The organism is Streptomyces sp. NPDC020742 (assembly GCF_040641675.1).
In the GTDB taxonomy this organism is placed as follows: domain Bacteria; phylum Actinomycetota; class Actinomycetes; order Streptomycetales; family Streptomycetaceae; genus Streptomyces.
The window spans coordinates 214,960-228,892 of record NZ_JBFAEA010000009.1 but is presented as its reverse complement, the minus strand read 5'-3'; the positions used below and the strand labels follow the sequence as shown (position 1 = coordinate 228,892).

The 13,933-nt window shown below is 72.8% G+C and carries 12 protein-coding genes; 9 read left to right on the top strand and 3 right to left on the bottom strand.

The genetic code is table 11. The features are described 5' to 3' along the window. Positions 1 to 12: 12 nt before the first annotated feature. Positions 13 to 798, top strand: coding sequence for an amino acid ABC transporter permease (locus AB0G84_RS18575; protein WP_361321412.1), 786 nt, complete (start codon positions 13 to 15; stop codon positions 796 to 798). A 14-nt stretch (positions 799 to 812) separates the two neighbouring features. Next, positions 813 to 1,631: an amino acid ABC transporter ATP-binding protein gene (locus AB0G84_RS18570; protein WP_361321501.1), complete on the top strand. Its 819-nt coding sequence runs from the start codon at positions 813 to 815 to the stop codon at positions 1,629 to 1,631. Between the two features lie 116 nt (positions 1,632 to 1,747). Here the strand turns inward: AB0G84_RS18570 and AB0G84_RS18565 are convergent, their stop codons facing one another. Beyond that, positions 1,748 to 2,545 (bottom strand): hypothetical protein, encoded by a 798-nt coding sequence (locus tag AB0G84_RS18565; RefSeq protein ID WP_361321410.1) that lies wholly within the window; start codon positions 2,543 to 2,545, stop codon positions 1,748 to 1,750. Positions 2,546 to 2,680: 135 nt separating this feature from the next. On the opposite strand from AB0G84_RS18565, the gene AB0G84_RS18560 reads away from it, so the two are divergent. Then, positions 2,681 to 3,646, top strand: coding sequence for an acetylxylan esterase (locus AB0G84_RS18560; RefSeq protein WP_361321405.1), 966 nt, complete (start codon positions 2,681 to 2,683; stop codon positions 3,644 to 3,646). Positions 3,647 to 3,674: 28 nt separating this feature from the next. On the opposite strand, the gene xylA is transcribed toward AB0G84_RS18560, so the two are convergent. Next, entirely contained in the window at positions 3,675 to 4,838 is a 1,164-nt protein-coding gene (gene xylA / locus AB0G84_RS18555) for a xylose isomerase (RefSeq protein ID WP_361321403.1), read from the bottom strand. Positions 4,839 to 4,966: 128 nt separating this feature from the next. Between xylA and xylB the strand changes: the two genes are divergently transcribed. The 6 genes from xylB (at position 4,967) to AB0G84_RS18525 (ending at position 13,298) form a co-directional block, all read left to right on the top strand. Continuing rightward, positions 4,967 to 6,397, top strand: a complete 1,431-nt coding sequence (xylB, locus tag AB0G84_RS18550) for a xylulokinase (RefSeq protein WP_361321401.1) — start codon at positions 4,967 to 4,969, stop codon at positions 6,395 to 6,397. An 88-nt stretch (positions 6,398 to 6,485) separates the two neighbouring features. Then, positions 6,486 to 7,775 (top strand): ROK family protein, encoded by a 1,290-nt coding sequence (locus AB0G84_RS18545; protein WP_361321399.1) that lies wholly within the window; start codon positions 6,486 to 6,488, stop codon positions 7,773 to 7,775. A gap of 157 nt (positions 7,776 to 7,932) precedes the next feature. Continuing rightward, a complete protein-coding gene (locus AB0G84_RS18540) occupies positions 7,933 to 9,342 on the top strand; it encodes a family 2B encapsulin nanocompartment shell protein (protein WP_361321397.1) in 1,410 nt (469 codons plus the stop codon). Positions 9,343 to 9,448: 106 nt separating this feature from the next. Further along, the gene (locus AB0G84_RS18535) at positions 9,449 to 10,864 is read left to right on the top strand and encodes a family 2B encapsulin nanocompartment shell protein (protein ID WP_361321395.1); all 1,416 of its coding nucleotides are present in this window, start codon (positions 9,449 to 9,451) and stop codon (positions 10,862 to 10,864) included. A gap of 244 nt (positions 10,865 to 11,108) precedes the next feature. Beyond that, a complete protein-coding gene (locus AB0G84_RS18530) occupies positions 11,109 to 11,747 on the top strand; it encodes an N-acetylmuramoyl-L-alanine amidase (protein WP_361321393.1) in 639 nt (212 codons plus the stop codon). Between the two features lie 303 nt (positions 11,748 to 12,050). Beyond that, positions 12,051 to 13,298, top strand: coding sequence for a phosphodiester glycosidase family protein (locus AB0G84_RS18525; RefSeq protein ID WP_361321391.1), 1,248 nt, complete (start codon positions 12,051 to 12,053; stop codon positions 13,296 to 13,298). A 367-nt stretch (positions 13,299 to 13,665) separates the two neighbouring features. Here AB0G84_RS18525 and AB0G84_RS18520 read toward each other — a convergent pair whose 3' ends face one another. Continuing rightward, positions 13,666 to 13,860: a hypothetical protein gene (locus AB0G84_RS18520; RefSeq protein ID WP_361321389.1), complete on the bottom strand. Its 195-nt coding sequence runs from the start codon at positions 13,858 to 13,860 to the stop codon at positions 13,666 to 13,668. Between the last annotated feature and the right edge of the window lie 73 nt (positions 13,861 to 13,933).

Here is a 13,933-nt window from a genome sequence, read left to right as displayed (position 1 = left end):
GGGGGGATCTCGATGCCCCTGTCCCGACGACGGCGCGCGCGGCTCGTCCGCGGTGTGCAGTACGGCGTGCTGGTGGCCGCCGTGGTGGTGCTCGCGCTGGTCGCCGACTGGCACCGGCTGCGGACGGCGTTCTTCGACGTGCAGATCGCCAAGGCGCTGTTCCCCGAGATCATCACCACGGCGCTGGTGAACACCGTCCTCTACACCCTGCTCGGTTTCGGTTTCGGGCTGGCGCTCGGTCTGGTGCTGGCACTGATGCGACTGTCGTCGGTGCCGCCGTACCGCTGGATCGCCATCACCTACATCGAGTTCTTCCGCGGCATTCCGGCTTTGCTGGTGTTCATCGCGCTGGGATTCGGGGTGCCGCTGGCGTTCGAAGTCGCGCTCGATATGAACGTCACGGTGATGCTGTCGCTCGGTCTGGTGGGCGCGGCCTACATGGCCGAGACCATTCGGGCCGGAATTCAAGCGGTGCCCAAGGGACAGACCGAGGCGGCACGTTCGCTGGGGATGTCGCAGGGGCGGGCGATGGTCTCGGTGGTGATTCCCCAGGCGTTCCGCATCGTCCTGCCGCCGCTGACCAATGAGTTGATCCTGCTGACCAAGGACTCCTCGCTGGTGTATCTGCTGGGGCTCGCCCTGAACCAGTTCGAGCTGGCCAACTTCGGCCGGGACGCGCTCAATGAGCACAAGAGCCTCACCCCGATCCTGGTCGCCGGACTGCTCTACCTCGTGATCACTCTCCCGCTGGGCCAGTTGGTTCGGCGGTTGGAAGCCCGTACGGCGAAGGCCAGGTGAGCGCGGTGGACGCGGTGGACGAGCCAAGCGGGGCGACCGGACCGGGCACCCCGGCCGGGGAGGCGCCGGCGATCGACGTCCGGGGCCTGTGCAAGTCGTTCGGCGAGCTGGAGGTGCTGCGCGGGATCGACTTCGCGGTGGCGCGCGGTGAGGTGGTCTGTGTCATCGGGCCGTCCGGGTCCGGGAAGTCGACCCTGCTGCGCTGTGTGAACCTGCTGGAGGAGCCGAGCGCGGGCCGGATCACGGTGGCCGGCAGCGAGGTCACCGACCCAGACGTGGACATCGACCGGGTCCGGCGGCGGATCGGGATGGTCTTCCAAGCCTTCAACCTCTTTCCGCACCTGACCGCGCTGGAGAACCTCGCCCTCGCCCAACGCCGGGTGCTGCGCCGCGACCGGACCGAGGCGGAGCGGGTCGCCCACGCCAACCTGGCGCGGGTCGGGCTCGCCGACAAGGCCGCGGCGTATCCGGCGCAGCTGTCCGGCGGACAGCAGCAGCGGGTGGCGATCGCCCGGGCGCTCTCGATGGACCCGGAGCTGATGCTGTTCGACGAGCCGACCTCCGCCCTCGACCCCGAACTGGTCGGCGATGTGCTGGCGGTGATGCGCGGGCTGGCCCGGGACGGCATGACGATGCTGGTCGTCACCCATGAGATGAGCTTTGCGCGGGAGGTCGCGGACCGGGTGGTGTTCATGGACGGCGGGGTGATCGTCGAGCAGGGCACCCCGGAGCAGGTGGTGGGCGCACCGCAGCACCAGCGGACCAGGACGTTCCTGGCCCGGGTGCTGGATCCGGCGGCGGCGGAGGTCCGCGACTCCGCCGACGGCGGGTAGGCCCGGTCGTCACGGCCGCCACGGCCGCCACGGTCGCCACGACGGCGTACCCGCCCCGGTCCGTCGGACGGTCGGGGGCCGTGGGCCGGGGCGGGCGCCGGTGGCGCCCGGCCGGCTCAGGACAGCGGCTTGGTGAGCTTCCGGGTGCCGGTGCTGTTGGCCGTCAGGCTGCAGCTGACGGACTTGATGCCGAGCTTGTAGCCGTTGATGCTGGGGAACTGGACGAACGTGCCCTCGACGGTTCCGGCGGGCTGCCGGGCCGCCTTCCGCTCCAGTTCGTCGCGGCACAGCGAGGACGCCTTGCGCTTGATCTCGGACTCGGTGCTCAGCCCCGCCTCCAGCCGGTGGGTAGTGACCACCTCGGCGTCGTGCGGGCCGTTGCAGGACGCCTCCTCGTTGTAGCCGCCGCCGTCGGCGGTGCGGTCGTAGCAGTCGCCCGTCTGCAGCAGGTAGTAGGGGATCTTGCTACTGCTGGGCGAGGGCGTGGCACTGTCGTCGTCGCTGCCGGTGGCGGACTCCGAGGGCGAGGGGTAGCCGGTCTCCGAGGACGAGGGCGATGACAGGGCGCTCTGGCTGGACGACGGCTGGGCCTGGTGCTTGCCGCTGTCATCGCTGTTGGCCACCACGATCACGGTGATCACGGCGGCCAGCACGACCGCGCCGCCGGCGATGATCGCCGCGATCAGCTTGCCGTTGCCGCCGCCGTTGGGCGGGCCGGGCGGCTGCTGCCAGCCACCGGGGCCACCCGGACCCGGCGCTCCGTAACCGCCAGGCGAGCCGTAGCCGCCGGGGGCCGCGCCGCCCTGGGGCGCACCGTAGCCGCCGGCCGGCGGGCCGAATCCACCCGGAGCACCGCCGGGGGGCTGGTGCGGCTGATGCGGCTGGTTCGGCGGCGGAGGCGGAGGAAAGCTCATGGCGGAAATGATCGCTTCTCTACTGGGTATTGAGGGACGTGGTGACCAACCTGGAACATTTCGCGCCTGAAATGTCTTCCTCTTGGGCACCGTTGGCGACAGGCAGCACGCCACCCTACGGCCCGGAGGTCTCCCGTGTTCACCGACCTGCCCCTGGACGAGCTGCGCCGCTACCACCCGCCGCTCCCCGAGCCGCCCGGCTTCGACGCGTTCTGGGCCCGGACGCTGGCCGGGGCCCGCGCCCATGACCTCGACGCCCGCTTCACCGAGGTCGACGCCGGGCTGGCCCTTCTCCGCTGCTACGACGTCGAGTTCTGCGGTTTCGGCGGCCACCGGATCCGCGCCTGGTTCCTGCTCCCGAGGGCCGCGGAGCACCCGCTGCCGTGCGTGGTGCAGTACCTCGGCTACGGCGGCGGCAGGATGCTGCCGTACGACTGGCTGCTGTGGCCGTCCGTGGGGTACGCCACGCTGGTCATGGACGCCCGGGGACAGAGTGGACCCAACCGCCCCGGGGACACTCCGGATCCGGTGGGGTCCGGCAATCCGGGCGTACCCGGCAAGCTGACCCAGGGCCTGCTCGACCCCGACGACCACTACTACCGGCGGCTGTTCACCGATGCCGTACGAGCCGTGGAGGCGGCGCGCGGTCATGCCGCGGTGGACGCCGGACGTCTCGTGGTGGCCGGCCACAGCCAGGGCGGCGGCCTCGCGCTGGCAGTGGCCGGGCTGGTGCCGGGGCTGGCGGGCGCGCTGATCGACGTGCCGTTCCTGGCTCACATCCGGCGCGCGATCGAGGTCACCGACGCCGGCCCGTACGGCGAGCTCGGGCGCTACTTCGCCGGCGCCCGCGGCCACATCGACACCTCCCTGCACACCCTCGACCACTTCGACGGCCTGAACTTCGCCGCCCGGGCCAGCACGCCCGCCCTCTTCGGCACGGCATTGCGCGACGAGGTCGTGCCGCCCTCCACCGGCTTCGCCGCGTACCACCACTACGCGGGCGAGAAGGAGTTGAAGGTGTGGCGCTTCAACGCTCACGAGGGCGGCGGCGGCGAGCAGCGGGCGGCCGAGATCGCCTTCGCGCGCAAGGTGCTCGGCTGACGCGACCGCCCCGTACCGGGCCGGCGCCTCAGATCGCCCCGAGCAGATGCTCCAGCGCCAGCTGGTCCAGGTGCTCGAAGGCCATGCCCCGGGCCGCCACCGCATCGGCGTCGAAGGCCTCCCAGGCGGTCGCGTCGGCGAGCAGGCCGGCCAGGCCGTCCTCAGCAGTGGGGCGGGCCAGCTGGCCGACGCGGGCGGCCCGCAGGGCGTCCTGGACGGCGGGGTCGGCGCGGAATGCGGCGGCGCGCTCCCGGAGGATCAGATAGTTGCGCATACAGCCGGCCGCCGACGCCCAGACGCCAGCCAGGTCCTCGGTGCGCGGCGGCTTGAAGTCGAAGTGCCGCGGCCCGTCGTAGCCGGCCGTCTCCAGCAGGTCGACCAGCCAGAAGGCGGACCGCAGATCGCCCGCGCCGAAGCGGAGGTCCTGGTCGTACTTGACGCCGCTCTGGCCGTTGAGGTCGATGTGGAAGAGCTTGCCGGCCCACAGCGCCTGGGCGATGCCGTGCGGGACGCTGAGGCCGGCCATCTGCTCATGGCCGACCTCGGGGTTGACGCCGAAGAGCTCGGGGCGCTCCAGGCGCTCGATGAAGGCCAGTGCGTGGCCGACGGTGGGCAGCAGGATGTCGCCGCGCGGCTCGTTGGGCTTGGGCTCGATGGCGAACCGCAGGTCGTAGCCCTGCTCGACGACGTACTGGCCGAGCAGGTCGAAGGCCTCCGCCATCCGGTCCAGCGCGGCCCGTACGTCCTTGGCGGCGCCGGACTCCGCGCCCTCCCGTCCACCCCACGCCACATAGGTGCGGGCGCCCAGCTCGGCGGCGAGGTCGATGTTGCGGAGCGTCTTGCGGAGCGCATGGCGGCGGACGGCGCGGTCGTTGGCGGTGAAGGCGCCGTCCTTGAAGACGGGGTGGGTGAAGAGGTTGGTGGTGGCCATCGGGACGACCAGGCCGGTGGTGTCCAGCGCCCGCCGGAAACGGGTGACGGCGGCCGCGCGCTCGCTGTCGGTGGCGCCGGAGGGGAGCAGGTCGTCGTCGTGGAAGGTGACGCCGTACGCGCCGAGGTCGGCGAGCCGGTGCACCGTCTCCACCGGGTCCAGGGCCCGTCGGGTGGCGTCCCCGAACGGGTCACGCCCCTGCCAGCCGACGGTCCACAGGCCGAAGCTGAACTTGTCCTCGGGCACGGGCTGGTGGCTCATCGCGACTCCCTCGGCATTTCGTCAAGGCGCTTTACAAATTCCCTCGCGGTCAAACTAATATGCGGCAGCACACCGGGGAACCCCCTGGAACCGGACCGTCCGACACGGCCGCCGAGGGAGCAGGCAGCATGGGCGCACAGGCAGCGGGACCGCTGGTCGTAGGGGTGGACAGCTCCACGCAGTCCACCAAGGCACTGGTCGTGGACGCGGAGACCGGTGCGATCCTCGCCCGGGGCCAGGCGCCGCACACGGTCAGCGGCGGCGCGGGCAAGGAGAGCGACCCCGGGCAGTGGTGGCGGGCGCTGGGCGAGGCGCTGGCGCAGTGCGGCGACGCCGTCCGGCAGGCCTCGGCGGTATCGGTCGCCGGGCAGCAGCACGGGCTGGTCACGCTGGATGCGGCCGGTACGCCGGTGCGCCCGGCGATCCTGTGGAACGACGTCCGCCCGGCGGCCCTGAGCGCGCGCCTGATCGCCGAACGGGGCGGCGCCGGGGCCTGGGCGGAGCGGATCGGCCTTGTGCCGGGGCCGGCGTTCACGGTGGCCAAGTGGGCCTGGCTGCGGGCCCATGAGCCGGCCGCGGCCGCAGCCACCGCGGCGGTGCGGCTGCCGCACGACTACCTCACCGAGCGGCTCACCGGGCAGGCCGTCACCGACCGCGGCGACGCCTCGGGCACCGGCTGGTGGGCCGCCTCCACCGAGTCCTACGACGCGGAGGTCCTGGACCACATCGGACTGGACCCGGCGATGCTGCCCCGGGTGGCGCTCCCCGGCGAGGCCGCCGGCACCGTGCACGCCGATGAACTGCCGCTGCCCAAGGGAGCGCTGGTGGCGGCCGGTACCGGCGACAACATGGCCGCCGCGCTGGGACTGGGCCTGCGCCCGGGGCAGCCGGTACTGAGCCTGGGCACGTCGGGGACGGTCTATGCGGTCTCCACCCGCCGGCCCGCCGACCCGACCGGCACCGTCGCCGGGTTCGCCGACGCCCGCGGCGACTGGCTGCCGCTGGCCTGCACCCTGAACTGCACCCTCGCCGTGGACCGGGTGGCCGCGCTGCTGGGCCGGGACCGGGAGGCCGTGGAGGTCGGCGGCGAGGTGGTGATGCTGCCGTTCCTCGACGGGGAGCGGACCCCGTACCTGCCCGGCGCCTCGGGCCTGGTGCACGGGCTGCGGCACGACACCACGCCCGGCCAGCTGTTGCAGGCCGCCTACGACGGCGCGGTGTTCGCGCTGCTGGAGGCGCTGGGCCGGGTGCTGGGCGAGGATGCCGCGCCCGATGTGCCGCTGCTGCTGATCGGCGGCGGGGCGAAGGGCCGGGCGTGGTGCGAGACGGTGCGCCGGCTGTCCGGGCGCCCGGTGGTGGTTCCCGAAGCCCAGGAGCTGGTGGCGCTCGGCGCGGCGGCCCAGGCGGCCGGGCTGCTGCTGGGCGAGGACCCGGCCGCGGTGACCCGCCGCTGGGGTACCGCCCATGGCGCACAGCATCCGGCCCGGCCCCGGGACACCGCTGCCTGGGAGCGGCTGGCGGCCACCCTCGCGGACGGTGCGGCGCTGTTGCGGCGATGACCCTGCGGCCAGGCCCCCGGGCCCGGGGCGACGCCGGCCGCACCACGTACGACACCGTCCCCCTCCCCCCTGCCCCCAAGGAGTCCCCGTGACCGCGTCCGGCGGCGACACCCAGCACGGCATCCGGCGCCGCAACCTGGCCCGGGTGCTGCGGACGGTGGCCGCGCACGGGCCGCTGTCCCGGCCCGCGGTCGCAGCACGGATCGGGCTGACCCGGGCGGGGGTGGCACCGCTGGTCGAGGAGTTGTTGCGCACCGGGCTGCTGATCGAGAGCGGGCGGGCGGCGCCCACCGGACGGGGCCGGCCGGGCGGTGAGCTGATGGTCAGCGACCGCGGGCCGGCCGGCATCGGGGCCGAGATAGGCGTGGACCATCTGGCGGTGTGCGCGGTCGACCTGCGGGGGCGGGTACGGGCAAGGATTGCGGCCGACGCGGCGAACCGGGGCAGCGCCCCCGGCCCGGTGCTGCGGCGGCTGACCGCGCTGTGCGCGGAGGTGACCGCGCGGATCTCCGCGGAGGGTCTGCGGCCTGCCGGGCTGGCGGTCGCGGTGCCCGGCCTGGTGGCCCGCGACTCGACGACGGTGGTGCATGCACCGAACCTCGGCTGGCGGGCGGCCGACCTGGCACCCGGGCTGGCTCCGGCGACCGGGGCCGGCGACGACTCCCCCGGTATCCCGCTGACCGTGGAGAACGAGGCCCATCTCGGCGCGCTGGCCGAACTGCGGCTGGCCGGGGACGACGCCGAACGGCCGGGCCCGCCACCGGACTTCGTCCATGTCTCGGCGGAGGTCGGCATCGGTGCGGCGGTCGTGGTCGAGGGCCAACTACTGCGTGGCGCACGGGGTTTCGCGGGTGAACTGGGTCATGTGCCGGTGTATCCGGACGGCCGGGCCTGCGACTGCGGCGGACGCGGCTGCCTGGAGCAGTACGCCGGCGAGCGGGCGGTGCTGCGCGCGGGCGGGCTGCCGCCGGAGCGGACGGCGGTCGGGCATCCGGGACCCGGCGGCCGGATCGCCCTGCTCGCGCGCCGCGCCGCCGACGGGGAGGCCGCCACCGTACGGGCGTTGGAGGAGGCCGGGACGGCGCTGGGCATCGCGCTGGCTGGGGCGGTGAACCTGCTGGACCCCCAGGCGGTGGTGCTCGGCGGCGCGCTGGCCGGGCTCGCGCCCTGGCTCCTGCCGTCCCTGGAGCGGGAGTTGGCGTTGCGTACGGCCGTGGCGGCGGGGCCCGCGCGGGCCGGCGGGCCGTTGGTGACGGTGTCTCGGCTGGGAGCGGACGGACCTCTACTGGGGGCGGCGCAGGCGGCGCTCCAGGGCGTACTGAACGATCCGCTCCACTTCCCTGCCCCGGCACACTCCCCCCAGACCCGAATCGGCTAAACCTTTCCATGGAAAGAGATTTCCATGCCACCCCATCGAGCGATTGTGCTGATAAAAACAGCACCATTACCGTCGGTTCAGCGAGCCTCCGCGGAACCGGCGTCAACCGGTCTTCCACGGCGGCCGCATCGCACCGTTCAAGGAGATGGGTCGCAGCGTGACGATTGCCGATGAAACACTGCCCGGCAGTGCGGAAGAATCCCAGAATTCCAGCCTGAGCACCACCGCGGCGCGGAATTTGGCGACCACCACCAAAACCTCGCCGCAGATGCAGGGCATCACGTCCCGGTGGCTTTTGCGGCTGCTCCCCTGGGTGCAGGTTTCCGGCGGTACCTACCGTGTGAACCGCCGGCTCACCTACACCCTCGGTGACGGCCGTATCGATTTCGACATCAACGGCTCCGACGCCTCGGTCATCCCCGAAGAGCTGCGCGAGCTGCCCGCGCTGCGGGAGTTCACCGACACTGAGGTGCTGGCGGCGCTCGGCAGCCGCTTCACCCAGCACGAGTACGCGCCGGGCGAGCTGATCGCCGAGGCCGGCACCCCGGACGACCGCCTGGTGCTGATCGTGCACGGCCGGGTGGACCGCATCGGCACCGGCAAGTACGGCGAGACCGCGGTGCTGGAGGCGCTGGCCGGCGGCGACCACCTCGGCGACGGCCCACTCTCCGCGGACGAGGGGACCCGGCAGTTCAGCTACCGGGCGATCACCCGGGTGACCGTGCTGGCGCTGCCCCGGCCGGCCGCGCAGGAGGTCATCGACCGCACCCCCGCGCTGCGCGAGCACCTGGCGACGGCCGGCGGGGGCACCGCACGGCCGACGAACGACAGCGGCGAGTCCCAGGTCTCGCTCGCCTCCGGGCACCACGGCGAACCGTCCCTGCCCGGCACCTTCGTCGACTACGACCCTGCGCCGCGGGAGTACGAACTCAGCGTCGCCCAGACGGTGCTGCGCACCCACAGCCGGGTCGGCGACCTCTACAGCGACCCGATGAACCAGGTCGAGGAGCAGCTGAAGCTCACGGTCCAGGCGCTGCGCGAGCGCCAGGAGCACGAGATGGTCAACAACCGTGAGTTCGGGCTGCTGCACAACGCCGACCTCAAGCAGCGCCTGCGCACCCGCACCGGACCGCCCACCCCCGACGACCTCGACGACCTGCTCGCGACGGTCTGGAAGGACCCGGGCTTCCTGCTCGCCCACCCGAAGACGATCGCCGCCATCGGACGGGAATGCAGCGCCCGCGGCCTGTATCCGACCGCGGTCGATTTCATGGGGCATTCGCTGCCGTCATGGCGCGGGGTGCCGATCTTCCCGTGCAACAAGATTCCGGTGACGAAGGAGCGGACCAGCTCCATTCTGCTGCTGCGCACCGGAGAGGAGAACCAGGGCGTGGTCGGTCTGCAGCAGACCGGAATTCCCGATGAGTACGAGCCGAGTCTCTCGGTGCGGTTCATGGGCGTCGATGACCGAGCGGTCGTCAAATACCTGGTGAGCGCCTATTACTCCGCGGCCATTCTCGTGCCCGATGCGCTCGGTGTGCTCGAGGACGTACAGATCGGCCACTGAGAGCCCACGGAAGAAGACCGCACACCGCGGCGGGGCGCTTCCCCGTCCCGCCGTCACAGCAGTACGTCCCGCATGCCCTGCACGACAGAACAGGTGAGCCCTCTCCATGACCACATCGGTGGACCCGACGTCCGGACCGCAGCCCGTCGAGCCGGCGCAGCACCGCTCCAGCCTGGACACCACGGCCGCCCGCAAGCTGGCGACCACGACCAAGACCGTGCCGCAGATGCAGGGGATCTCCTCCCGCTGGCTGCTGCGCGTCCTGCCCTGGACACAGGTCTCCGGCGGCACCTACCGCGTCAACCGCCGACTCACGTACACCCTCGGCGACGGCCGGATCGAGTTCGTCTCGACCGGCACCGAAGTGCGGGTGATCCCCCATGAGTTGCGCGAGCTGGCCCCCCTGCGCGGCTTCGACCACACCCCGGCGTTGGAGACTCTGGCCGACCGCTTCGTCCAGCGGGAGTTCGCGCCGGGCGATGTGCTGGCCCGGGCGGGCAGCCCCATGGACCGGGTCATCCTCATCGCACACGGCAAGCTGGACCGCTCCGGGACCGGCAAGTACGGCGAGGAGACGTCGCTGGGCACGCTGGCCGACGGCGACGCCCTCGGCGAGGAGGTCCTGGTGTCGTCCGAGGCGACCTGGGAGCACTCCGTACGGGCGGTGACCCGGGTGACCGCGCTGACCCTCTACCGCAGCGACTACGAGGCCCTGCTGGCCGATTCGGCGCCGCTGCGCAGCCACCTCGAGGAGTTCCGTGCCACGGAGGTGCCGGCGCACAACAAGCACGGCGAGGCGGCGATCGAGCTGTCCGCCGGCCACGCCGGCGAGCCGGTCCTGCCGGGCACCTTCGCCGACTACGACCTGGCGCCACGGGAGTACGAACTCAGCGTCGCGCAGACGGTGTTGAAGGTGCACTCCCGGGTCGCCGACCTCTACAACGACCCGATGAACCAGCTGGACCAGCAGTTGAGGCTGACGGTGGAGGCGCTGCGCGAGCGCCAGGAGCACGAGCTGATCAACAACCGTGAGTTCGGGCTGCTGCACAACGCCGACCTCAAGCAGCGGCTGCACACCCGCAGCGGGCCGCCCACCCCCGACGACCTGGACGAGCTGATCTCCCGGCGCCGCAAGACACAGTTCCTGCTGGCGCACCCGCGCACCATCGCGGCCATCGGACGGGAGTGGAACGCCCGCGGCATCTACCCCAGCACCATGGAGTTCGCGGGCACGGCGGTACGGGCCTGGCGGGGCATTCCGCTGCTGCCGTGCAACAAAATCCCGATCAACCCGGACCAGACCAGCTCGGTCCTCGCACTGCGGGTCGGCGAGGAGAACCAGGGCGTGGTCGGGCTCCATCAGACCGGCATCCCGGACGAGTACCGACCCGGGCTCTCGGTCCGCTTCATGGGCATCAACGACCAGGCCGTCATCAACTATCTGGTGAGCGCCTACTACTCGGCCGCGGTGCTGGTGCCGGACGCGCTGGGCATCCTGGAGGACGTGGAGGTCGGCCACTGACCGTGGGCCCGCCACCCGGCGCGGTGCCGTGTCCCCGCTCCGCCGTCGGAGCGGCGGGCGCGGCACCCGGGTGACCGCCGATCAGGTAGCGGATCCTCTCCTGACCTGCGCCGTTCCGCCTTTGGTCGAGCCATTGGCGGGGCGGCCATTCCCTTGGCAGGGCCTGTCCTGTTGCGCATGATGAACGCATCGCATGTGCGTGACATGTACGCGACCACCCCTCGGTCCCTTGTCAGGAGTTCACATGGAGCACGACCGCCCCCGCCCGGCCCGCCGCCGCCTGCTCACCGGCGCCGCCGCCCTCGCCGCCACCGCGCTCACCCCCCTCACCGCGGCTCGCGCCCTCCCCGTCCCACCCTGGCTGCCGGAGCGCGGCGACGACGGCTATCCCCCCGTCACCCGGGTCCCGGCCAGCCGGTCCAACTACACCGCCGCCGACCGTCCCACGCAGTACCCGGTCGAGATGGTCGTGGTCCATGTGACGCAGGAGACCTACCGGGACACCCTCCGGCTGTTCCAGGACCCGGCGCACAAGGCGGCCGCACACTACGTCGTACGCTCCGCCGACGGCCGCATCGCCCAGTGCGTCACCGAGCGGAACGTCGCCTGGCACGCCGGCAACTGGAACGTCAACACCCGCAGCATCGGCATCGAGCACGAGGGCTGGATCGACGACCCGACGTGGTTCACCGACGTCCTGTACGAGCGGTCCGCCCGGCTCACCGCGGCGGTCTGCGACCGTTACGGGATCCCCAAGGACCGCGAGCACATCATCGGCCATGTGGAGGTGCCCGGCACCGACCACACCGACCCGGGCGAGTTCTGGGACTGGGCGCGCTACATGGAGCTGGTCACCGCGGCCTCCTGGCAGCACAGCGGGTGACCGGCGGCCGGTCACCCGCGCGCAGCAAGCTCTCCGGCCGGGACGAGCGGGCGGGTGCCGGCCCGGTAGCGGTTCGACCACCGGCGGAACGGGCGCGGAGCCGCGGGCGGCGGACTGCCCGCGGCGGACGGCGGGCGAAACCCGGGGTCGGCGCGCGGCGACACGACGGCCGTTCCGCGGGTGTACAGATTCATGACATCTCCGGGCGATAGTAACGATGTCGTGATGAGCGCGGCATGGAGTGCGCGGCGCACAGCGCGCGACTTCGGCACCTGGACAGTTGGCGTGACGTCAGGGGGGCTCGTGAAGCAGCGATTCGGCCGGGTTCGCGTGGCACTGACCGTGCTGGTGGCCTGGGGTGCGGTGGCCGGCGGCGGGCTGACGGACGGGGTGGCGGCCAACGCCGCGGACGGCGCACTGCGCCGTACCGGCGCCGTGCCGGTCGCCCCCGGCGTGACCTACGGCGCATTCCGGATGACGGTGCCGCACGGCCTGGTGCGCGGCCATCTGCTGACCATCGACCTGACCGATCCCCGGGTCGCGGTGGACCTGCTCCATCCGGACGCGGTCGGCGCTCGCCTGCCGGTGTCCCAACTGGCCGACGACCGCGGCGCGGTGGGCGCCGTCAACGGCGATTTCTTCAACATCAGCGAGGGCCAACACCCGGGCGTGGAGGCGACCGGTGCTTCGGTGGGGCCCGAGGTGGCCTCGGGGCGGCAGCTGAAGGGCGCGGTGCCGGACGGACAGCGGTTCGGACCGGCCATGCCGCCTGGAGCGACCACCGAGGACGTCATCGGCGTGGGCTACGACCGACGGGCGCGGCTGGACCGGCTCACGCTGCACGGCACGGTGCGGACCCCGCGCGGAGCACTGCCACTGGGCGGGCTCAACCAGTACGCACTGCCGGTCGGCGGCATCGGCGCGTACACCCGGTGGTGGGGTCCGGTGTCCCGGATGCGGGCGACCTGCGGCACCGACACCGACCGGGGCGCGCCGTGCAGCACGGACACCGCGGAGGTGACCGTCCGGCACGGCCGGGTGGCGGCGGTCGACGGGCGACCGGGCGCCGGCGGGGTGGCCGCGGGGAGCGTGGTGCTGCTGGGCCGGGAGGAGGGGGCACGGCGGCTGCGCGAACTGCGGATCGGCGAGCGAGTGCGGGTCGATCACCGCCTCGTCGGCCGCGGAGCGGGCCGACTGCGGTGGGCGGTGGGCGGCTTCCCGATCGTGCGGGACGACGGGCCGGTGGCCGGCCTGGACACCGTGGCGGTGGCGGTGCGCACCGCCGCGGGGATCGGCGACGGTGGCCGGGTGCTCTACCTGATGGCGCTGGACGGGGCGCACGAGGAGGGACAGACGGGCCTGACGGTCCGTGAACTCGCGGATCTGATGGACCAGTTGGGCGCTGAGGACGCGATGGACCTGGACGGTGGCGGGTCGTCGACGCTGGTGACCGACGACGGGGACGGCACCGGTGTCGTGGTGCGCAACCACCCGTCGGGCGGGGCGGAACGGCCGGTGGCCAATGCGATCGGGGTCTTCTCGACCGACTGACCGCCGCACCGGCGGCTCGGAGGCTCGACGGCTCGACGGGTCGGCGGCTCAGGGACTCGGCGGGTCGGCGACTCGGCGACTCGACGGGTCGGCGGGTCGGCGGGTCGGCGGGTCGGCGACTCAGGGACTCGACGGCTCGGCGGGTCGGCGGGTCGGCGGGTCGGTGGGTCGGTGGGTCGGTGGGTCGATCCTCTGCCCGCCCGACCTCCCCGCAGCCTCTGGAAGGCCGCCGCTCAGCCCGTGGCGCCGGCTCTTCGGTCGGCGGTGCGCGCCCGGCCGCGGGCCCGGGCGCAGCCGGCCGGCCCGGGGGCGGACCGCGCCGGGAGGTCACGCGGGGCGAGTCCGAGGCCGCGGCGGCGCGCCAGGGTCACGGTCGGACGCTGCTGACCACGTCGGCCGCACCGGCCAGCCCCTGGTGGATGTCCGGGGCGAGGCTGCTGCTGGCCAGATAGAACCCGAGCAGTGCGCACACCAGGGCGTGCGAGAACTTCAGCTTGCCGCTGCGCAGGAAGATCACCGTCAGGATCACCAGCAGCAGTACGACCGAGATGGAAATTGCCATGCGACGCACGCCTCCTCGACCGCCGCCCGAACGGACGGCAATGGGTGGCCAGTTTGGCGTATTTCGGGGTATG

Bases quoted from the DNA above. Each gene is read 5' to 3' on its own strand.
- AB0G84_RS18535 (WP_361321395.1), top strand. From the start codon at position 9,449: ATGACCACATCGGTGGACCCGACGTCCGGACCGCAGCCCGTCGAGCCG.
- xylA (WP_361321403.1), bottom strand. From the start codon at position 4,838: ATGAGCCACCAGCCCGTGCCCGAGGACAAGTTCAGCTTCGGCCTGTGG.
- AB0G84_RS18565 (WP_361321410.1), bottom strand. From the start codon at position 2,545: ATGAGCTTTCCTCCGCCTCCGCCGCCGAACCAGCCGCATCAGCCGCAC.
- AB0G84_RS18530 (WP_361321393.1), top strand. From the start codon at position 11,109: ATGGAGCACGACCGCCCCCGCCCGGCCCGCCGCCGCCTGCTCACCGGC.
- AB0G84_RS18520 (WP_361321389.1), bottom strand. From the start codon at position 13,860: ATGGCAATTTCCATCTCGGTCGTACTGCTGCTGGTGATCCTGACGGTG.
- xylB (WP_361321401.1), top strand. From the start codon at position 4,967: ATGGGCGCACAGGCAGCGGGACCGCTGGTCGTAGGGGTGGACAGCTCC.
- AB0G84_RS18575 (WP_361321412.1), top strand. From the start codon at position 13: ATGCCCCTGTCCCGACGACGGCGCGCGCGGCTCGTCCGCGGTGTGCAG.